This is a genomic window from Mesorhizobium sp. WSM3866 (assembly GCF_002294795.1).
GTDB lineage: Bacteria > Pseudomonadota > Alphaproteobacteria > Rhizobiales > Rhizobiaceae > Mesorhizobium.
The window spans coordinates 1-21,420 of record NZ_NSGC01000028.1 but is presented as its reverse complement, the minus strand read 5'-3'; the positions used below and the strand labels follow the sequence as shown (position 1 = coordinate 21,420).

16 protein-coding genes are annotated in these 21,420 nt (G+C 62.2%); 9 read left to right on the top strand and 7 right to left on the bottom strand.

Features of this window, described 5'->3' with window-relative positions; all coding sequences use genetic code 11:
- Window positions 1-72: 72 nt before the first annotated feature.
- The gene (locus tag CK222_RS33480; RefSeq protein ID WP_095802879.1) at window positions 73-1,977 is read right to left on the bottom strand and encodes a hypothetical protein; all 1,905 of its coding nucleotides are present in this window, start codon (window positions 1,975-1,977) and stop codon (window positions 73-75) included.
- Window positions 1,978-2,577: 600 nt separating this feature from the next.
- Here CK222_RS33480 and CK222_RS30525 point away from each other — a divergent pair.
- Window positions 2,578-3,366, top strand: a complete 789-nt coding sequence (locus CK222_RS30525; protein WP_245433401.1) for a response regulator transcription factor — start codon at window positions 2,578-2,580, stop codon at window positions 3,364-3,366.
- A gap of 7 nt (window positions 3,367-3,373) precedes the next feature.
- Window positions 3,374-3,856, top strand: coding sequence for a hypothetical protein (locus CK222_RS30520; protein WP_067001392.1), 483 nt, complete (start codon window positions 3,374-3,376; stop codon window positions 3,854-3,856).
- Between the two features lie 140 nt (window positions 3,857-3,996).
- Here CK222_RS30520 and CK222_RS30515 read toward each other — a convergent pair whose 3' ends face one another.
- A complete protein-coding gene (locus CK222_RS30515) occupies window positions 3,997-5,619 on the bottom strand; it encodes a GNAT family N-acetyltransferase (RefSeq protein ID WP_095802878.1) in 1,623 nt (540 codons plus the stop codon).
- Between the two features lie 212 nt (window positions 5,620-5,831).
- On the bottom strand, window positions 5,832-6,335 hold the full coding sequence (locus CK222_RS30510; RefSeq protein ID WP_245433400.1) for a transglutaminase-like cysteine peptidase: 504 nt from the start codon (window positions 6,333-6,335) through the stop codon (window positions 5,832-5,834).
- 365 nt (window positions 6,336-6,700) lie between these two features.
- Between CK222_RS30510 and CK222_RS32060 the strand changes: the two genes are divergently transcribed.
- Both CK222_RS32060 and CK222_RS30505 read left to right on the top strand, forming a co-directional pair.
- A complete protein-coding gene (locus tag CK222_RS32060) occupies window positions 6,701-7,246 on the top strand; it encodes a hypothetical protein (RefSeq protein WP_141247168.1) in 546 nt (181 codons plus the stop codon).
- Between the two features lie 418 nt (window positions 7,247-7,664).
- Window positions 7,665-7,913 (top strand): hypothetical protein, encoded by a 249-nt coding sequence (locus CK222_RS30505; RefSeq protein ID WP_095802876.1) that lies wholly within the window; start codon window positions 7,665-7,667, stop codon window positions 7,911-7,913.
- Window positions 7,914-7,969: 56 nt separating this feature from the next.
- On the opposite strand, the gene CK222_RS32635 is transcribed toward CK222_RS30505, so the two are convergent.
- Entirely contained in the window at window positions 7,970-8,146 is a 177-nt protein-coding gene (locus CK222_RS32635) for a hypothetical protein (RefSeq protein WP_170950440.1), read from the bottom strand.
- Between the two features lie 853 nt (window positions 8,147-8,999).
- Between CK222_RS32635 and CK222_RS30500 the strand changes: the two genes are divergently transcribed.
- The gene (locus tag CK222_RS30500; protein WP_095802875.1) at window positions 9,000-9,263 is read left to right on the top strand and encodes a hypothetical protein; all 264 of its coding nucleotides are present in this window, start codon (window positions 9,000-9,002) and stop codon (window positions 9,261-9,263) included.
- Window positions 9,264-9,375: 112 nt separating this feature from the next.
- Here the strand turns inward: CK222_RS30500 and CK222_RS30495 are convergent, their stop codons facing one another.
- Complete coding sequence (locus CK222_RS30495) at window positions 9,376-10,236, bottom strand: hypothetical protein (protein WP_095802886.1); 861 nt, start codon at window positions 10,234-10,236, stop codon at window positions 9,376-9,378.
- A gap of 243 nt (window positions 10,237-10,479) precedes the next feature.
- On the opposite strand from CK222_RS30495, the gene CK222_RS30490 reads away from it, so the two are divergent.
- Window positions 10,480-11,208: a glycosyltransferase family 25 protein gene (locus CK222_RS30490; RefSeq protein ID WP_095802874.1), complete on the top strand. Its 729-nt coding sequence runs from the start codon at window positions 10,480-10,482 to the stop codon at window positions 11,206-11,208.
- A 59-nt stretch (window positions 11,209-11,267) separates the two neighbouring features.
- Here the strand turns inward: CK222_RS30490 and CK222_RS30485 are convergent, their stop codons facing one another.
- Window positions 11,268-12,371: a glycosyltransferase gene (locus CK222_RS30485; RefSeq protein ID WP_067330623.1), complete on the bottom strand. Its 1,104-nt coding sequence runs from the start codon at window positions 12,369-12,371 to the stop codon at window positions 11,268-11,270.
- Window positions 12,372-12,461: 90 nt separating this feature from the next.
- Window positions 12,462-15,749, bottom strand: a complete 3,288-nt coding sequence (locus CK222_RS30480) for a glycosyltransferase (protein WP_141247167.1) — start codon at window positions 15,747-15,749, stop codon at window positions 12,462-12,464.
- Between the two features lie 24 nt (window positions 15,750-15,773).
- Here CK222_RS30480 and CK222_RS32055 point away from each other — a divergent pair, with 24 nt between their 5' ends.
- From CK222_RS32055 to CK222_RS30470, 3 genes are all read left to right on the top strand, one after another.
- A complete protein-coding gene (locus tag CK222_RS32055) occupies window positions 15,774-16,220 on the top strand; it encodes a hypothetical protein (protein ID WP_141247166.1) in 447 nt (148 codons plus the stop codon).
- A 1,077-nt stretch (window positions 16,221-17,297) separates the two neighbouring features.
- Window positions 17,298-17,615 carry a hypothetical protein gene (locus CK222_RS30475; RefSeq protein ID WP_141247165.1) on the top strand — a complete coding sequence of 106 codons (318 nt, stop codon included), beginning with the start codon at window positions 17,298-17,300 and terminating at the stop codon, window positions 17,613-17,615.
- A gap of 92 nt (window positions 17,616-17,707) precedes the next feature.
- Window positions 17,708-21,420: DUF4347 domain-containing protein (locus CK222_RS30470; RefSeq protein ID WP_141247164.1), on the top strand; the 3,713-nt coding region annotated here is incomplete at its 3' end.

The window sequence follows — 21,420 nt, the reverse complement described above, 5'->3', positions numbered from 1 at the left end:
AAGGACTGCGCGGAAACTCCGCGCAGTCCCAAGCTGTCTGATTTCGTGACGAAATCAGTCGTGTGACATCGATCAGGTACCGGTATGGTCGCCGGCGTCCTCGCCAGTCAGCGTGTTGTGGTAGTCGCCGCCAACCACGGTCTGGTCGACCAGGTTTTCCTGAAGGTTGGCGCCCATCACGATCTGCTGATTGAAGGCGCTGACGTCGATCAGGCCGTCGGCCGAAGAGTGGCTCGTGCCGGTCACGTAGCCGTCATCGCCATTTTGCGAGCCCCACATCCCAGCGTCGCCGCCGGTGCCGCCGTCACCGTTGAAGGCTTGGCCGCCAGCGCCGCCGGCACCACCGTAGCCGGAAGCGGTGTATCCACCGGTGGCGTCGCCGCCGGTACCGTCAGCCCAGGCGCCGCTCAGCGCATGGCCACCGTCACCACCAAAGGCCGCTGCGAAGCCGCCGAGGCTGTCGCCGCCGTAAGCGCCGCCACTGGTGGCCGCGCCGCCGGTTCCGTCACCGCTGGATCCGTCACCGCCCGTGCCAGCACCGCCCGTACCGCCGGCGCCGCCGGTGCCGGAGCCCGAGCCCGAGCCCGTACCAGCGCCCCAGCCTGCGCCGAGGGCGTCACCGCCGTACGATTCGGAGTCGCCGCCGTTCGAATTGGCGGTGCCGCCATCCGAATTGGCATTGCCGCCATCAGCGTCGGCGCCGCCGCCGCCACCGCCGCCACCGCCGCCGCCACCACCACCGGTGGCGTCGCCGGCGAGGCTCTTGGCGTCGCCGCCTTCACCGTAGTTCAGCAGCGACAGCTTTCCGTCGACATCGAGGCCATCGCCGCCGTCCGACTTGGCATCGCCGCCGGTCACGTCGCCGCCATCACCGCCATTGCCGCCATTGCCGCCATCGGCCTTGGCATCGCCAGCATCCGCCTTGGCGTCGCCAGCATCCGACTTGGCGTCGCCGCCGTCGTCAGACTTGGCATCGCCGGCTTCCGCAGCGCCGACACCGAGGCCCAGTCCGAGGCCGAAACCGAGGCCGAGGCCATCGCCACCGTTGGCGTTGCCGCCGTCGCCGTAGCCGCCCTTGGCGTCGCCTGTGTCGACTTCGCCGCCCTTGGCGTCGCCGCTATCGCCGTCGCCGGCCTTGGCGTCGCCCGCGTCGGCCTTGTTGTCGCTCTTGGAGTCGCCGCCGATAGCCGCGCTGAGAGCCAGGCCGCCCTTGCCGTCGCCGGCTTCGACGTCGTCGGACTTGGCGTCGCCGCCATTGCCGCCTTCGCCGCCATTGGCCTTGGCGTCGCTGCCGCCGTCCGCGGTCCCACCGCCTGCCGAGATGCCGTCACCGGCTTCGGAGTGGCCGCCCTTGGCGTTCAGATCAAGCTTGAAATCGGCGTCGTTCTTGACGGTCGCGTTGTCGAGCTTGTCGTTGTCATACATATTCAGGGTCTGGTTGATGATCGACGCGGTGTTGGTGCCGGCGCCGGTCATCGAATTGTTCAGGATGTCCTTGAAGGTGACGTCGTCGCCAGGATCATAAGTGACGTTGCCGTCCTTATTGTTGATCATGGTGTCGATCTTCATGTCGTCGTTGGCATAGATATCGGCGAAATCATCGTCGGAATTGCCGAGCTCACCTTCGAGCTTGACGCCAACGTCGACGTCGACGTCGACCTTGGTCTCGTTGACGTTCTTGTTCTCGTTCGAGTTTTCGTTCTTGGACTCGTTCGAGTTTTCGTTCTTGTTCTCGTTCGAGGCCTTGTTCTCGTTTTCGTTCTCGTTCGAGGACTTGTTCTCGTTCGAGTTGTCGTTGTCGCTCTTGTTTTCGTTCTCGTTCGAGGCCTTGTTCTCGTTTTCGTTCTCGTTCTTGGCGTCGTTGGTATTGTAGTTCTTGTTTTCGTTTTCGCCACCGCCGTCACCGATATCGAATTCGCTGTCGACGATCTGCAAACCGAATGCGTTGATGTTGTTCTTGTCGAGGTCGAGAGACATGGTCGTGTCCTCTGTTTGAAGGCCGCGACTGCCGAACCGCATTCTTCTCTTACGCGGCTATGGGCTGTACGCGGACGTTGCGTTTAATGCGGTGAATGGACTGCCGGACCGAGGGGACTGAGGTCCGCAATCCGAATTTCGTCATGACTTGCTTGAGTACCTCCCTTTGACTTCGGGAGAGGCGGCCGTCCCAAGGCAAAACCCGGGGGAGCGCCGGATCACCAAGGATCCGGTCGTTCAAACGGGAGAGTCCTGGATATGCCCCAATCCCACATGGAACCCGGGAAAGTCTGGAACCAGAGGGCGGTGATTGTAAGCTGACAGTTCGGGCTAGCCCGTTCGGCTGGACCGCTGCCCAGACGTGCTCCGGCCGCGCATGCCGATATTCCTGCCCGGATCAGGTGAAGGCGACTCTGTCGAACGTCTCCGGTCGGCAGCGACGACGGAGAAATTAGCTATAGCTCATCCGAACTATATCAGTCCGGTCTAATTTGGTGTATAAGTCGTTAAGGCTAGCTGTTTGCGGGGTGGCGGCCCCCGAAAATTTGAAGAAGGGAAAGAATTAAACCGACAGTATTCGTCTAGGGTGGGGTGGCAACCATGTCCAGAGTTAACGTGCGCAGCACCGTAGGTAGCGGTGCCGGAGAGAGTTGGGCGGCGCGTAGAATTATCCTGACTGTTTCCTCTACTGATAGCTTTCCAGAATGTCTAGTATACGCCATCGAGAGGGAATTTCCCTCGATAGTCGTCGAGCAGGCTACAAGCATCGAAGCGGCCTGCGCGCCGTTCGAGCATCCCGTCTGCCTGGTCCTTATCGACACCGAGCTCCTGCATAAGATCGACGGCTATGCCGCCGAACTGATGCGGCATCATCCGGCGGCGCCGATCGTCCTGGTGCAGCACGACAGCCGAGCTTCCGTCTCAATGCACGACGTTCTCGATCTAAAGATCGTGCGCAGCGTCCTGCCCATGGATTTGAAGCTTGACGTCTGGCTTTCGGTCATCCGACTTATGCTTCGCGGCGGCGAATATTTCCCCTTGGCGATGTTCCAGTCATACGCACGCAGCCTCTCGCAAAAGGCGTCGGATCATTCGACGCCTGCCGAACAACCAAGGCCGGACCGGTCCGGTTTCGAGGAGATGGGCGAACTGACCGACCGTGAGTTCCAGATCCTGGAAATGGTCGCTCGCGGATTGCAGAACAAGATCATAGCCGCGACCCTTCGCCTGTCGGAGCACACGGTCAAGATCCATCTGCACAACATCATAACCAAGCTTGGGGCTCACAACCGGACCGAGGCGGCAGCGGTGTTTCATGCGCGCAAGGATAGCTTTCACGGCGGCTTGGAACGATCCGGTTCGCCACAGTCCGTCCAATCTTCGCCGTGAGCCGATGATGCCTCGGTTTCAGGAGATACTGCTCCTCGTTGGCCAACTGAATTACACATGGACCAACACCGAGAGTCTGCTGATCTATCTGATTGCCGGTCTTGCGAAGGTCGACAAGGAAACGGCGATCATCATCTTCCTGACGCTGAACACGACCCGCGCGCGCATCGAGCTGGTAGAGCGGCTGGCGAAAATCCCGAAGACGCCGGCCGCCTGCCGTCGGGCGGTGCTGACAGTCACCGGCAAGCTCACCCGCCAGGCGAAGTTGCGAAACAAATACAGCCACTGCATCTATTCGTTCGACGAGGCCGGAACCCACGGAAGCACGCAGCTGATGCGCATCGTGGACGGCAAGGACGAGGTCAAATACGGAAAGATCGAAGCGCTCGATGACGAGGAGATGAGAAGAATCCACGGTTCCATCGAGGACATCAGGGAAATAAACAAGGATATCTGGTCGATCGTTATCGACAATTCGTTCCCGAGATAAGCCGCGGCCGCGGATCTCGTCCGGATTGGTTGCTCCCTGCTAATGCATGTCGCCCAGAAATGTGCGCAGTTCTAGGACGGTCATGCATCAAAACAAAGACTTGAAGCAGGTCGCCGGAATCCGTTTCAGCGCGACGCGCTTCAAGCAACCGAGGCAGGGATCCGCCCGATGGCTTTCAGCGCCTCGGTGCGAAGCGCCAGGGCCCGGCTGTGGCCCGGCTCCAGCGCGATGCATTCGTCAAGGCTTGTGAGCGCGTCCTTTATTCGGTCGAGCTTCATCAGCGCCAGGCCGCGATTGTAGTGCGCGGCAGCGATGTTCGGATTGATCTCGATCGCCTGGCCGACCTGCCGCTCCGCGTCGCCATAACGGTGCTGCTGCAGGCAAATCACGCCAAGGAGGTAGCGCACGTCAAAGCGCCCGGGTTCGACGTCCAGGATCTCGCGGTAGATCTTTTCCGCCGCGGCCAGGTTTCCGGCCTGGTGCAAACGGGCGGCAACGCTGAGCTTTTGCGGCAGAAGAGCCTGTCGCGCGGCATCCAGTTGTCGAAGCAGCGATAGCGCCTCGGCATGGGCCGGATCGGCAGCCAGGATCTGCCGGCAACCACGCAGAGCCGCTTCAAGATCGCCGGCCTGATGAAGCGCTTTGGCGCGCGCGAGCACGACCGGCAGGCTCCGGCTCTCCAGGCGGTCGCGCAGATTGCGGCGGCTGGCCGTGCTGACGAGAAGGCATTCGACTCGGCGCTCGAGCCCGCCGAAATCATATTTGTAAGAGAAATCCCCGGTCTGCAGATCATAGACGGCAAAGCCGTTCTGAATGGCCCAGCGTATGCTGTAGAGATGAAGCGCGAAGCCGGGCGCGGGCTTCTTGACCGCGAGATCGCGCCCGTTGAGCATCCCGATTAGTGCCCGGTTCTTCCGGTCGATCAAGGTGGCCTGCACGCCGATCGGGTTGTCGTCCCGCCACAGGACTGGAAGATAGAGAGCATCGTCCTCGAAGGCACAGCGCAGCATGTTACGGAAGTTGTTGATCATCGCCTGCGGCAGGCCTGGGTGATATCGCGCCGCCAGTTTCGCGCCCCACTGGCTTTCCCAGAACCGGAGTAGCGTCTGCAGATCGCGCTCCAGCCTTGCGGCGGTCACGTTGGTGACGCGATACTCGGATGCGTCGTCGATTGCCCTTAGCGTCCGCCGCGCGGTCTTGCGGGTCGCCGCGCCAAGCCGGTCGTTGAGAAAGTCTTCCCAGTCGCCCGGCAGGTTCACATAGACATAGATGTCGTGGTCGATGCCGTCGCCGTCGTCGGGACGCCTCATCTTGCCGGTCAGGAATTCCGGCGCGGAAAATTGCTCGAGGAACCTACTCAGCCGCCGCGGCGATGCAAAGATGTTCTCAAGATGCAGCTTGGCCCAGTTCAGCCGCTTCGTATGATCGGCGAAGGCCCGGACAACGGCATCCTGAACCTCCGGTTTGCAAAGGAAGCCGGCATATCCTGCGAAGTAGCCGCCGCCCGTCCGCAATTCGTTTTGGAACGCACCGTCCCTGGCTCGTTCCGTTCGGAGCTGAAGCGGGAAGAAACCGACATAGCTGGCTGAATCGTCTTCCTTGGCGGCCAGGACGAGCCATTGGTAGCGAAGCCGCTTGAACCAGCCCGCCATCCATGGCCAGGACATGAAGTACTGAGCCTCCGGGTCAGCAGCGTAGACCCCATCCCAGTTGTCCCTCAGCTCAACGAGAGCCTCGAAACTGTCGATGACATCCACACGCATGGCGTTGCCCTTTGCTCGTGGAGCGTCGGCAATAGTCGATGGTCCTTGTATCGGCCATCCCCAATCCTTGGACCAAAGCCAAGGAATGCCCCCGATGATGGTTCCATGACGGAACCGGCCGTGCAAGCCGATCAAAGGATTGATGGATCTCTGCGCGGCGCGAAATTGCGCCGGCGGTCAAGGCGCGGCACTGCGCCGACGGGGACAATCGATCAGGAATCGATCCGCAGCCACTTGCCGTTTTCGGACTGGGATTGCCGCGCAAAATAGCGATAGGAAGTCTGCGCCCAGTTCCTGACGGCGTCGGTTCGGTTGTCGAGGATCAGGTCGCCCTTGTCGGTGCGAACGGTAAGCACGGTGTGGCCCGCGCCGCCCGACGTAACGACCGTCAGCAGCAGGGCTGAAGCCGGCCAGCCGCGCTTCATGAACTCGCTCTTCTTCAGGATCGCGATATCCTCGCAATCGCCGGCGTTTGTCGGTATCCGCCAATCGTCGCCGAGGCCGGTGGAACGGTCGTCACGTTCGATGATCCTGGCATTGACGGAACTGTTGACCGCCTTCAACTCGGCCATGCGCCTTTCGGTGAGCTTCACCTGCTTGACGTGTCCGCCTGGGCTGCAGAGCCTTGGCTGCCTGGCGCAGAAGCCGTGGGCGGCCGGCGGGGCGAAAGCGTAACCCTTGGTGACCATCATGGACGCAGTGCCGGAAGTCTGCATGGTTTCGCTGCAGCCAGCCATAGCCATGACTGCGGCAACGAGCGCTGCCAAACGAATCACGTTCCATCCCCTCGGATCGATAGACCGAGATCATCTTCGCCGGTTTGGTAAATCAAGACTCGCTATTAGCGTTTGCACAGATTCTAAAACAATGTATGCTTAACAAATTGTTTCCGATGGTCGGAAACTTTGACATAGCGCCCAGTTTGGGGACGGGAGCGCCTTTTTTCCCTTCTTAGGAGGAAGAAATGCACCTGTACCCAAGGTGCGCGAGCAGCGCTCGCGCAATTCTGCTTGTCTCATCCGCCCTTATGGCGGTGAATTCGACGCTTCCGGCATCGGCACAGAGCAATGTTCGACCGCGCATGACGGCCGCCCAATGCCAGCCGCTGACGGAATCCAACTACGCGCTTTGCTGCATCGCCAGCAACCGCGCAAGCATCCTCACGCGCGCACAAATCGCAATGTGCCCGCCAATCACGACGGCTCTCATCGCTTCCGTCCTTGCCAGCGACGGCGAGGGCGGCGGTTCCGGCGGCGGCAATGGGGGTTCCGGCGGCGGCAATGGGGGTTCCGGCGGCGGCAATGGGGGCTCCGGCGGCGGCAATGGTGGTTCCGGCGGCGGTGATGGCGGCGGTGACTCCGGTGGTGGCGATGGCGGCGGGAGCGGTGGCTCCGGCGGGGGCGGAGGCTCGGGTGGCTCCGGCGGCAGTGGCGGATCCGGTGGCGGCGGCGGATCAGGCGGTTCCGGCGGTGGCAGTGGCTCTGGCGGCGGCTCCGGTGGTTCCGGCGGCAGCGGCGGCTCGGGCGGTTCCGGCGGTTCCGGCGGTAGCGGGGGCTCGGGCGGTTCCGGCGGCTCGGGTGGTTCCGGCGGCAGTGGCGGATCGGGCGGCTCCGGTGGTGGCGGCTAAGTTACGCCCGCGTTCATGTCATGACGAGGTTGGATGGGCGTCCGCCCGGGCGCCCATCCACTTCAGCCCATCGCCCGTCCATCTGCCCGGGACGTGGCGACATCGAGCCTCGGTCCATCTGTCCGTGCCTGGAGGAACTTCCAGCGGCGAGCATCCGGCACAAACAGTGCTGAAAGCGCCTCCCGGCATAGCAGAGCGATCCGTGACGTCGCAGGCCTACCTTGCCCGGCCGCCTTCTATTGCGATCACGACTTTCTGGTACAGTATTCCTCAGGAAAAACGTCATTTCCACGGGAGGGTGATTTACGAAGATTGTGGGATTCCCCGAAATGGGCTTCCCATTTCTGATCAATCGTGATTGATTCTCGGCCACTTGTGTTGCGCAGATCGCCGGAGGGGGCTTGTGCGACTCATATCGATGATGGTCGAACTCGGCGTGATTGTTGGCGGTCCCGGTTTGGAAACCGATGCCAGGTGCCGCGATCTGGCCGCTATGGCTACCATTTCCATCTCTGATCCGGATGAAGCCCGGCGTCTGCAGGATGAACTGGCGCAACAGTTCTCTCTGCTGTCCTACGGCGCTGGTCTCGGCCTCGACATTTCGCCCTACTGGGATGAACTTCTTAGCCTCGTAGAGTCGGTTCGCTGCGCATCTCGCCTGAATTGACCAGGCGATCAAGCCGCTCGCCGCAACGGAACACAGCTACCAATCGACGGCGCTGGCTACGAACGCTGCGGTCTGGCCATAGCAAGGCCCCGTTCCAGCGCCTCCTTGAGGCTCGTGGTATAGTGCGCGGTGTCCTCCAGGCCGCCGAAGAAGTTTATGCGGTGGACATCGCCTTTCTTGCTTATGACGATTCCAGCTGCACGGAGGGTTTCCTGAACCGACTTGTATGTCATCTCCGATTACCTTAGCCACCCAGAGATTAAGGTTGCATCTTAATGTAACAAAAACGTGTCGCTGACTGTGAAAAAAACAACATAGGCTGCTGCCGGCTAGAGCGCATCGCGGCGAAATGGATCGAGAAATACGCTTTTAAGTCTTTGTTTTGTGCATGTCTTCTCCGAAAAACCGCTGCACAAGTTTGCGCGACATGCATCAAGTCCTTCTTTTGGTGCATGTCCTTCGCCCAACCCACTGCACTTTGGGGAGGCGACATGGTAATCTGATCGAGCTAAAGCCCATTGAGCTAATTGAGCGAGCGGCGAAAAAAGCGCACTGTTCTGTTTGCCGAGCCTCAGCATAAACGCCAGCCGAGATTGCCTCGGATAGTTTGTCGAACCCAGCCTTCTTCCCCGAAGCCCGTCGGCAGACAAGGCGGACCCGGTATTCCCTGGTCCGCCTTTTTGCGTCCTTCTAATGGCGAGTTCGCGGGTAAGGCTTACGTCTTCGTTTCGGGGGAGAAATGGAAAAGCGAAACGAACGGCGTACTGCGGCAGGAATCGGTGCAGAAAGGCCCACGCAAAGTCCCCACATCTTCGTCAGTCGCTCACTCCCCGGCGGGTGTGTACGCGCTGGCGACCTTGTTTGATATCGCCACCCGCCGGACATCCGCTCGCCTTCCAACTCGGAATTCACCTAGGGACACGTCATCCTCCAAGCTTTCGACCTGACGTTCCAGCGTCGTCCGTTACCGTGCTGCTTGAATGAGAAACTCGGTGCTGCGTCGAAATTGGTACAGATGGCGATACTTGCTCGATTGCTAAAATAGTGAAATTTTCGCCTCGAGTGCCTGGAAGCAGGATTGGGGAGATGTACTTTCCTCAGTTTCTGGTCGGAATGCTGATCACGTCGAGCGTAGTCGGAACCTGGGCCTATGAGGCCACGGGGTCCGTCTGGATGAGCATTGCCTGGAGCCTCCTAGCCGCGCTTCTGTTGCAGGTCGGCTATCTCGCGATTGTGTTCAGGCTTGTATATGGTCGGCGACACTCCGAGCCGAAGGCGAAGGAGACCGATCCGGACGCTGCCAAGCAACAATCCCTTCCACATCAGCCACGACATACGGACGGCCGCTGACCAACTGCCGGCTTGGGCGTTCTGGACCCTGTTTTGTTGGAAACCCGTAGCGTCCGCGCAGGCCCCCGTATGTGTCCGATCACAAGATTCCCGCCACATTGCCGAGCTTTGGTTAGCGTCGCTCCCGGGTAACATGCAACAATTGCTGGAGTCGGACCGGCAGGTGCGGCGAGGCGTGCAATTCGGTACAGCTCTTTTTCCATCGGCGGAGATATTCGGCGATTGGAACCCCGCTGCGGCCAGGCCAGCGGTTGAGCGCGCCCAGCGCCTCAACGCAATCGGGAACCTGTTCGTATTCTGCGAGAATAGTCGGGCACATTGCTTGCGCGAACGGATTGAGACCTGGAATTTCGATCTCGTTTCGGTGGTCGGCGAACCACGTCGCAGCATTTCGGGTTAGCCCCTGGCTGTCGGCGAGGGCGGTATAGCGTTTGATGACGTTCTCGCGATATTCGGCAATGGCATCGCCGAAAGCGTTGTCACCTGCGAAAGGCGGGTCCTGTTTCCAGTCTTTCGCCAGGCGTCCCAGGCCTCGCAGCGAGAAGGCCTCCACCATAGCTTCCTCCAGCCATTGGCAAGGCGGTGCCGGCTTCGCATCGGCCTGCCAGCTGTTGGCAAGCACATGGCCGAGTTCATGGCCGAACTGGTAGGCAAGCTTCGACCAGTCCCGTTCGCCGATGTCGACAATGATCCAGGCCATACTGCTGCCGTCGGGATGCAGCCAGATCGCCGGCTGTCCGGTGCCATGGCGGTCGACGCGGAGCCTTGCCGGCTGGCGATCAGACAGCAGTCGGATGCCGTCTAGGCAGACGCGCCGCGCCTTTTCAACGACCTGTTCTGCCGCTTGCGGGAGCATGCGGCCCCAATTGCCCGCGAGTTCGAGCGGGGCGGACAGAAGCGTCGCGGGTGTCTTATTCCGGGGGGATGGCATAGCTGCATAGCCCGGGTCCAGGATGGCCGAAAACTTTGCCATTGCGGTAGCCGATGCTGCCGCAACGATGATGCCAACCGCCAAATCTCGGCGCCTCATAGCCTCTCCAGTTGGCGGACGCAAATCCTCCAAAAGTTCGAATGCCTGGTCCAAGCCGTCTCGCCAGCTACCACCGATCCGGCTAGACTTGAAGTTCTCTCAAGTGGAGGCCGGGGCGCAAGCTGGTTCGCTCGATGCAAAGTGAGTGAATGGACGAACCATCGCCAAAATGGGGCTAAAAGCGTCATGTCGGAGATTTATGTAATCAATCTCGATCGAAGTGTCGGGCGGCTGGATAAATTTCGCAAGTTGAACTCGCACCTGCCGGAAGTCCGGAGGTTCTCCGGATTTGACGGAAAATCCATCGACCGCGACAAGCTGATAGAGCGTAGGGTTATCAGTTCGGATTTGGAGTATGCGCCTGGGAGTCTGGGCTGCGCCATCTCGCACGTGACGCTCTGGAGAGAGGCCGTCGGTCGGCACAAGGTGATAACGGTTGCCGAAGATGATGCGATCTTCTCTCGCGAGTTCGAACGACATACGAACGCGCTCTTGGCGAACATCCCGGCCGATTGGGATTTCATCCTGTGGAGTGCAAGTCTGCGATGCTATGCCTGGCTAGATGCCCTTCCTGGCGGAACCGGTGCCAGGCTGGAGTTCTTTCCGGGCGAAGTCATGACGCATATTGCTGACTTCCAGGAGGCGGAAATCGAACCTGCTCTGCTTCGAGCGCGCTATCTGCTCGGCACGGTTTGTTACTCCGTCTCGCCACGTGGCGCGCGCGCGCTGTTGGAGTGGTGCCTTCCGATACGGCCGATGATCGTGGATTTTGCAGGCTTCGGCCTAAGGCTGAACAATGCAGGCATCGATTGCATCATGGCGGGCGTGATGCCCTCGCTCAAAGCCTATGTGTGCTTGCCACCGCTTGTCATCAGTGACGAACGGCCGGAGGAATCGGTACGGATCAATACGTGAGCGACAGGCTGGCGTTGACCGCAGTCGGCCAGTCCGTCCCATCAGGCAACCGATAGCCTTCACCGAACACCTTCTTCGCCGAGCGGCGCTGCTCGATCTTCGTGCCGGCGCCGAATGAAGAAATCGAGGTTGTTCCTGAGACGCTCATTGCCCGGGTCAAGCTCGAGCGCCATCTGCCCCCATTCCACAGCACGGTCCATCGCATTCAGGTGCCATGAGGCGATGGCGCCCAGATCAAACAGCCGAAAGCCCCAGCAGTTCGGGTCATCGAGATAGCTTCCGGTGCGACGGGTGTTTTCGATTCCGTTGCTGCACGCCCAGAACAGATTCAACCAGTCGGCCCTGCCGTGGAGTTCCTCCGCAAGGTCGGCCCAGATCTCGCGCCGATGCGGCGCTTCCATTCGCGCTTTGTCCAACCACACCAATCTCTGGTCCGGCATCATGCGTGCGATGTAGCGCATCGCTTCTGACCGTTCCTCGCCCCAGGTGCTTGTCGGCAAGCCAAGGTAGCGCTCAAGCAATTGAACGGCCTCGTCGGGCCGGTTGGCCCACATCAGGTCCCGCCCGAGCCAGAAACACATCTGTGCGTCGTCGGGATCTTCCTTGTAGGCAACCTCCATCAGAGGCAGGTAGCTGCTCCTGGTTGGCTTGGCCAGGTCCTGCACCTCGAACATGACCAGGTCGTTGCTGGTCGTGACCACCTCCCTTTCTCCGGTGAAGACGAGGGCCTCATGGACGGGGCGCTTGAAGCGATATCCCCAGCGATGGTGAAAATTCTTGGTGGCCCATTGCCGCAACGGTCTGGGGTCGTCGACACTCGCTCTATAGATCGTCTGGCAATAGAGGGCTGTCGTTTCGGGTCTCCAGGCCGCCTCCAGCTTGGGGCGCCAGCCGGGCTCGAGGAAACGGTCCATGTCCATCGTGCAGCACACGTCGACGTCGGCGGGGATGAGTGCCAGGGCGGCATTTCGGGCGTCATCGAAGCGCCATGGGCGGACCGCGATCCGGTGCACGGTGACGCCGGCGTTGATCAGTCGGGATACCGTGTCGTCGGTGCTGCCGGTGTCGGCGACTATCCGATAGTCGGCGCCGACGGCCGAATTTGCCCACCTCTCAACATGTGCGGCTTCGTTCAACGCGATGGTGTAGACCGCTATCTTCAAGGAAGGGGTCCGCGATTGGACGCAGTCGCTAAGCGACCTCCCGCTGAACGGCTGGACTCGCCCGAACCCGACCGCACCGCCCTGTGACGCTCATCGAACAAGGCCGACGCCTCCGCGCTTGCGGATCGCCACTAGCCCTCCGAGCAATTTTGCCTGGCTAAGCTCGAAATGGCTGTCGAAGAACCGGATTTCGGCGAACTGATCGGCAAGGTCGCTGATACCGACCGGGTCGATTGATCGGGCCGTGCCGTGCTGTTGGATTTCTCGCAAGAGATGCTTGGTGAGTGTGATTTCAACGGCATTTTCGCTTGTTGGCTGCCAGTCGAGGTCTTCGATGAAATACCATCCACCCTCTGCGAGCAGCGGGAAGAATTCGCGCAGCGTCAGTTGCTCGTCGAACGAGGCGTGGCTGCCGTCGTCGATAATCACGTCAAGCGAGCCCGGTTCCAGCTTCGCCGCGACCGAGCGCAGATCCTCCAGCTTGGATTGATCGCAGACGAAAGACTTGAACCTCTCATTGTTGAACTGAGAAAAATCCGTCAGGTCGACACCGATCACCTCGGCGTAAGGAAAATAGGATTGCCAGAGCGCGACCGAGGGGGTCTCGGACTGGTCGCCTTCCGCGGCGATGCGACAAAGGCCGATCTCCAATAGCCTCCGCATGCAAAGTCTCCGGCTGGACAGCAGCCGCTCGTAGACGCGTGCGTAAGCATGCCGGTTGCCGGTATGGCGGTTCTTGTCGGTGTTGAAGCGATCAGCAAGATCGATGAGTGTGGGAAAGCTCCGCAGCGGCTCGACCAGCAAGGAGATGAGCGGCGCTCCTTCCCCGCCCGAGCGAGCCTCATTTCGTGCCGTCCACAGGTGTGTTCCGAAGACACGCTCATCATTCAGATAGACAGCCAAATCGGCGAGCGGCTTTTCGAACTCGCCTATCTCGGTCCAATCGATCGCGTTAAAGAACATCGGCCCGAAGACCCAATCGCGCAGCTCGGCGCCTTGATCCGAAGCAATGTAGTCGGAGAGCAGTTTCGGGCCGATTTCGCCAAATCCCTTGCCGCTCTCACCGAAGAACCGCTCGATTGACATCTCGTAGAGCGCTCTCAAATGGGGGCTGAAGGCTTCGGCATAGATGACGTTGCCGCAGACGAAGTGGCCTTGGTGCCCGCCGCGCCATTGCAGATTGAAAAAGTAATCGCCGCGGAACGGAAACGGTCGCAGCATGACCACGTCGCAATCCATCCACAACCCGCCATGTTCGTAAAGCACGGCGTAGCGAAAGGCGTCGCTGAAATAGCGGATCTCGGAGCCGGCGACCATTCGCTCGAACAAGCTGCGCGGCATCACGTCATCCGCGGCGCGTACCTCGACGCCGAATGGCACGAGGAATTGAAGCTTGTTCGGCGAGTAGCTCCAGACCCTCACGGGATGGCCTGCCGCGCGCATCGACGTGGTGGCGGCAATCAGGGTCAGATGCTTCGCAGTGTCGGAAAGCACCTCGTAAAAGCAGTGGATCTGAGGCAGCGCGGCATCTCCCCTGTCCAGGAAGGGGGCTATCCGGCTATCGAACGCCCAGGATTGATCGCGACGCTCATGCGGCGAGTCTGCGAAGCGAAGGAACGGCGCCAGCTCGAGCAGGACCTCCTCTGTGCCTTTCGCATTGCCGGAGAGGACCATCCTGCTCGCCTCCTTCGGGAGTCCGTCGCCAGGCCGGGTTTGTTGATGGAGGTCGCCGGGTTCTTTGCGCTGCTGAGCCGCCGCAATTTGTATGGTCGCACCGTCCGCCGACGTCGTCGCAAGTGAGCTCCAATATGCCTCGCTTGCAGACAAAGGGTCTGTCCTCTCCAGCAGCGAGCTTACCTCCGAGGCATCGACCGCGGCGATCCACGCTTCGCTCTCGGCGACGCCGTACGAAATCAGCAGGCGCTCGTCTTTTGGGTGCCAGGCTAGGCCGGCGGCGAACTCAACCCCCTTTTCATTGAAGAAGAACGGCCGGCTGATCTTTGCCAAGCAGCCTGTTTCGTCCAACCAGACGAAGCGGTGCTGGCAGTATGGCTGAGCCCCGTCCGGCCTTGCCCGCGTCTCGTGCGCGAGTGTCAGCCATCCGCCTTCGAAGGCAATCGCCTGGGTGCCTCCCTTGAGCTGGTCGGCAGCGACGGAAGACGGCTTTTCCGATATCGTCTGCCCTTGATCGCCGACAATGCGGATGGAATCACCCACAGAAAGGAACTGCAGCCGCTCCCGGTCGGTGCCGATGCCAGCCGGCTTGACGAGGGGGAGCCAGTTGTTGCCGTTCACCTTCGCACCGATCGGCCGGAGCACACGCCAGTCGGTCATCCGGTATGGTGCAGGCCCGCCGTGGTCGATGCGCGCGATGACTGGTTCGCCTTCTGCGGCCGACGCGCGCATATAGGCGCTGCTCCACAATTGCCCCTCCCAGGCAAACGGGCGCATGGCCTCGAGGCCGCAGCCGTAAGCAGGTCGCGGTAAGTCGGTCGGCTGTGAAATCTCGTCGGCCGACGCGATCCCGAATTCGCTGTCGATGCGCAGCAAGAAATTGCGTGTGTGCACCGCCGCTCGATCCGGCGCTCGAGCCCGGAGGTTCTCTTCCGCCGCCGCCAAGGTGATGGCCCCCTGCAACACTACGATCTGGTTGTCCCAGCGAGCCACGGAGGGGTTCGAGAGCCGATAGCCGTCGGGCGGCATGAAGCCGACCGGTTGCGCAGTGAACGATGGCATCATCGTCTTGGCGGGCTGGATGTAGAAGAACAGGTTGGAGCGCGCCAGATCGCGGGAACCGTCGGCGATGCTGCGGCTCAGCGCCAGCCAATTGCACACTGCGAACCCGCGGTCCTTGCGCAATGGATCGCTCGCGTAGTTTGCCGCGATCGCGTATTCCTCGCGAAGGCCCGTCGTGTAGATGAAATCCTCGAGAAACAGGATGTCTTGCTCCGGTTTCCTGATCGCCAGACCGGCTTCCGAAAACAGCACGCTGGCGTCATTCATCCCCTTCTCGCGATGGAACCGCGCGAGGTCGTAGAGGGGTTCGGTACGTTGCGGGCGCTGATTGAAGGCAGCAAGCGCCTGGCGAACGAAGCCTGCGTCGTCCCCGAGCTTTCTTAGGCAGCGCGCCTCCTGCAGCCGGGCGTTCCATGCTTCCTCGTCCCAGCCGCCCATCGCCGCGCGTTTGGCGTAGGCTACCGCCGCCTCGGCCGTGCGTCCGGCGTCGCGGTAGGACTGCGCCAGGTAAAACCAGTATCGGTGGTTCTCCGGGTCTTTTTCCAGCGCCTCCAGCAGGAGCTTGATGTCGCGCTCGAACTTGTCGACGCGGTTCGATCCGCTGGCATGGTCCTTGTACCAAACGCCCTGCAGTTCCTTCACGTCGCCGGGAACGTCGAGATATTCATGCGTCACGCCACGGTAGCGGGCGCCGGCATCGCGCCTGACGATGCGGGTGTTCCAATAGGCGAGGTCGGAACCGGATCGCTGGAGCAGCCGATAGCCGGGACAGTCGAGCTGCGCTCGGAAGCCCGCGTCCTCGACGACCAATTCCATGTCGGCGTCGTCGAAAAGCAGATAATCATAGACGAGCGACGAAGCATATGCATGATCGAGCGCGGCGTTGCGGGCCTGCTCGAAATTTTCGAAGGGGAACTGATGCAACTCCCCGGGCAGGTCGCGATCGGCGAAGAAAGCCCTGATGTAATCCTGGGTCCCGTCGGTCGAGCCGGTGTCGCCGATGACCCAGCAGTCGATGTGGTCGACAACCGCCCCCAGACAGCGCTGCAGGTTCGCCATCTCGTTCTTGACGATCATGTTCAGGCAAAGTCGCTTACCCGTGGTCATCCGTGAAATTGCCATCTCTCGCTCTGACGTTGCGCGACGTTCAAGCAATGCCATTCTCTGCGTGCCGCGGATGAATTCGCGGGGCCGTCCCGAAGCTCCTATTGTCTACTTGTCCCGCCACCGGAGCGGCTAAGGTCCTCAGACGATCTCCGCCCACTTCACCGCCATTTGCCAAGCGACGTCAAGATCGACGAAGCGGTAGTTGGCGTCGACCCCGTCGCGACGCCCCAACGGGGATGGCAGTGCTCAAGCTCGATCACGTTTCTGGGTTTGACGCAAATTCCGGGGTGCGGGTTAAGTTCTGGATTTCAAAAATATTTTCTAGAGTTTCGGTCTGTAATATTTCACGACCTAATACTTTAGAGGTAGGTCAGTTTAGTCGCTCCCATAGTTTACAGATCGCTAATTTTCAAATTTACTAATTTGCTGCTGTGAGGGGGGCCCACAGGTCGTGGGTAGCTGGCATTCTGCGGAAGTCGTAGGGGAGTCAAGCCAGAGGGTTTCGGGAGTAGCAAGGCCAAAGTCGCGGACGACTAAGGCACGTGCGTTGGTGAGCGCGCGGCCGTGTGAGCGTTTGTCTTTTTTGTTCGGGTCGAACGGGTTTTCCACTCCGGAGCTCTCTCGCGAGTTTTCGCCAAGAGATCGGCGTCGGCTGTGACGGGAGTGGATCGTGTATCACGTGATATCACGTGCGTTTCCCAGGGAGTTTGAAGCCCGCCGCTTCGACAAACTTCAAACCTATCCGCAACTGAGCGCCGCAGGCCGTCCCCATCTATGCGCCGGCGGGAAATTTGTTGCTGCAAGGTGCGGCGGATTGCTCCCGTGCCCCGCATCCAAACCAGATTTCAACAGAGCTATTCAAGCCGAGTGCCGTCGGCGAACGGCGCCGTCTGCGACTTCCTGCCGGCCGATCGGACCGGGAGTCGTCTGGAGCAAAGGCTGCAGCCCATCACGTCTTCGCGCGCGAGCTTTCGTGCGGCCTTGCGGCCAAGCCCGTCGGGTCGGGGGCAGCACTGCGGTGATTGAAAATCAAGTGTCAAGCAGGAGAAGCCGCGGCACCTGCCGCCGCCAATCGGGGAGTGCATGATGACGTACGCAACTTCGTCTACTGCAATGGATGTGACCGTTAGGGGCGTTTTGCCCATCGGCGACGCCACCGAGCATACAACCTATTTCATTCTGGATGCCGCCAAGAACGCGATCGTCGGCCAGGTCATTCTTCCCGCCGCCGTCAAGCGAAGCCACGCTGTCGCTATAACCGTCAAGGTTCCGAGCACCGCCGGCTCTCTCGCGATCGGCACATTTGACGATGGCGGGAATTTCCAAGCCTCCGGCTTCCTCCGCGTGGAGGCCCCCCTCGTTGGCCGCCCAAGCGGCGCCATCGGGCCGTCCGGAAGATGACCGCGGCCAAGCGCCATTTCCGCGCCGCTCGCCGACTAAGCCGGTGGGCGGTTTCCCTTTTGAAATGAATTGGAAGCGAACAGGAGCCAGTCATGGCCCGTGCCTCTGAAATTCTCTTTGTGGATCCTTCGATCTCCGATCTCGAGACTGTTCTGAGCAACGTCCGGCCGGGGGTCGAAGCCATCCTGGTCGATGGCCGTCAAGCGCCGGCGGCGCAGATGGCTGCGGCGCTGAGAGGGCACGAAGAACTGCACGCGGTCCACATCATCGCGCACGGCGCACCTGGTCGGGTTGTTTTCGCTTCAGGAGAATGGTCGGTCGGGACGTTGAAGGGGGCGGCTGAGGAATTCGCCGCAATCGGCAGGGCGCTCGCTGCGGACGGTGAACTGCGGCTATGGAGCTGCGAGACGGCGCTGGGAAAGGCGGGCGATGCGTTCGTCGACGCTTTGGAAGCGGCCGTCGGCGTGGATGTCTGCGCGTCCAGTTCGCTTGTCGGTGCGGCAGTCCTGGGCGGTGCGTGGGAACTACCCGCACGTGCGGGCGCGTCGGCGCCCCTGCCGCCGCTGACCCCAGTTGGCGTAGCAAGTTACATCGGGGTGCTTGCAGCGGCCGATCTCACACTCACCGGGGACATAACTGCTGGCGGCAGCTCTTCGGCTGTTAACACATACTATATAGTGGACACTCACGCGATTCCTCCGACCAATCCGTCGCTTAATACGGCCGATGATACAGTTGTTGGTAGCTTTCAGCTTCCGTCTGCAAACCAAAACGGTTTAATCACCGACTTTTCTACAACAATAACGATTCCAAACACTACTGATATTTATTTTGTCTACGACAGCACTTTCAAACTCTACGGTACGCTTTCTCCAGTTCCCGGAGGTTATAGTTTTACGCCTGTAGATAATAATAATGGCGATAATGGCAATCACTTTGATACCGCTGCCTTCATCGCCACCACAGGTCAAGGCGCGACCGGACCCGCGGGTCCGACTGGAGCTACAGGTGCCGCAGGTGCGACCGGCGCGACAGGTGCGACCGGGGCCACGGGCGCTACCGGAGCAACCGGTGCGACTGGCGCTACCGGTACGACCGGCGCTACGGGCGCTACCGGAGCAACCGGTGCGACTGGCGCTACCGGTACGACCGGCGCTACGGGCGCTACCGGAGCAACGGGCTCGACAGGCGCGACCGGAGCAACCGGCGCCACAGGTGCGACCGGAGCCACGGGCGATACCGGGGCAACCGGTGCGACCGGCGCTACAGGCGCGACTGGCGCCACGGGTGATACCGGAGCAACGGGCTCGACTGGAGCAACCGGCGCCACAGGTGCGACCGGCGCCACAGGTGCGACCGGCGCTACTGGTGCGACCGGCGCCACGGGTGATACAGGCTCGACTGGAGCAACAGGCGCAACGGGCGATACCGGAGCAACGGGCTCGACGGGCGCGACCGGAGCTACAGGCGCCACCGGCTCGACCGGCGCGACCGGAGCAACCGGTGCCACAGGTGCGACCGGAGCCACGGGTGCGACTGGCGCCACCGGCGATACCGGAGCAACGGGCGCAACCGGCTCGACCGGAGCAACCGGCGCCACAGGTGCGACCGGAGCCACGGGTGCGACTGGCGCCACCGGCGATACCGGAGCAACGGGCGCAACCGGCTCGACCGGAGCAACCGGCGCCACAGGTGCGACCGGCGCCACGGGCGATACCGGAGCAACGGGCGCAACCGGAGCAACGGGCGCAACCGGAGCAACCGGCGCCACAGGTGCGACTGGCGCCACGGGCGATACCGGAGCAACCGGCGCCACAGGCGCGACCGGCGCCACGGGCGATACCGGAGCAACCGGAGCAACCGGAGCAACCGGCGCCACAGGTGCGACTGGCGCCACGGGCGATACCGGAGCAACGGGCGCAACCGGCTCGACCGGTGCGACCGGAGCAACCGGCGCCACAGGTGCGACTGGCGCCACCGGCGCCACAGGTGCGACTGGCGCCACCGGCGATACCGGGGCAACAGGTGCCACCGGCGCCACGGGCGATACCGGAGCAACGGGAGCAACCGGAGCAACCGGCGCCACAGGTGCGACCGGCGCCACCGGTGATACCGGAGCAACCGGCTCGACCGGTGCGACCGGAGCAACAGGTGCGACTGGCGCTACCGGCGATACCGGAGCAACGGGAGCAACCGGAGCAACAGGTGCCACCGGCGCCACGGGCGATACCGGAGCAACGGGTGCGACCGGAGCAACCGGCGCCACAGGTGCGACCGGCGCCACCGGTGATACCGGAGCAACGGGCTCGACGGGTGCAACAGGTGCGACCGGCGCTACGGGTGCAACGGGTGCGACCGGCTCGACAGGCGCAACCGGCGCGACTGGAGCTACTGGAGCTACCGGGGCGACTGGAGCAACCGGCGCCACAGGTGCGACCGGCGCTACGGGTGCAACGGGTGCGACCGGCTCGACTGGAGCAACGGGTGATACCGGAGCAACGGGTTCGACCGGGGCCACTGGGGCGACTGGAGCAACCGGCGCCACTGGTGCTACGGGCGATACCGGCTCGACCGGCGCTACGGGTGCGACTGGCGCCACGGGCGATACCGGCTCGACTGGAGCAACCGGCGCCACAGGTGCGACTGGCGCTACGGGTGATATCGGAGCAACGGGCTCGACAGGTGCGACCGGAGCAACAGGTGCGACCGGCGCCACCGGCGATACCGGAGCTACAGGCGCCACCGGCGCGACGGGTGCAACAGGAGCAACTGGCTCGACAGGTTCGACCGGAGCAACAGGTGCGACTGGAACTACCGGTGCCACTGGAGCAACGGGTGCGACTGGAGCTACCGGAGCTACCGGCTCGACGGGTGCGACCGGAGCCACCGGTGCGACTGGAGCAACTGGCGCGACTGGAGCGACCGGCGCTACGGGTGCCACAGGCGCTACCGGCTCGACAGGTGCGACCGGAGCCACCGGTGCGACTGGAGCAACGGGCTCGACCGGCGCCACGGGTGCGACTGGAGCTACCGGAGCTACTGGCTCGACAGGTGCGACCGGCGCCACCGGTGCGACTGGAGCTACCGGAGCTACCGGCTCGACGGGTGCAACCGGAGCAACCGGTGCGACTGGAGCAACGGGTGCAACCGGCTCGACTGGCTCAACTGGTGCGACCGGTGCAACCGGCGCCACGGGTGCCACTGGAGCCACCGGAGCTACTGGCTCTACTGGGGCGACCGGCGCTACGGGTGCCACAGGCGCTACCGGAGCGACTGGCTCGACCGGAGCAACCGGAGCCACGGGTGCAACTGGTGCAACTGGTGCGACTGGAGCGACTGGCGCTACGGGTGCCACGGGCTCGACCGGAGCAACCGGTGCGACTGGAGCAACGGGTGCGACTGGTGCAACCGGCGCCACGGGTGCGACTGGAGCTACCGGCTCGACAGGTGCGACCGGAGCCACTGGAGCAACGGGCTCGACCGGAGCAACCGGTGCGACCGGAGCCACGGGTGCGACTGGAGCTACCGGAGCAACTGGAGCGACCGGCGCTACGGGTGCTACCGGCGCGACTGGAGCAACGGGTGCGACTGGAGCAACGGGTGCGACAGGTGCGACCGGCGCCACGGGTGCGACCGGCTCGACCGGCGCCACGGGTGCCACCGGCTCGACTGGGGCGACCGGCGCTACCGGAGCTACAGGTGCGACCGGCGCCACGGGTGCCACGGGCTCGACGGGTGCGACCGGAGCCACCGGCTCGACCGGAGCAACGGGTGCTACCGGCGCGACTGGAGCAACGGGTGCGAC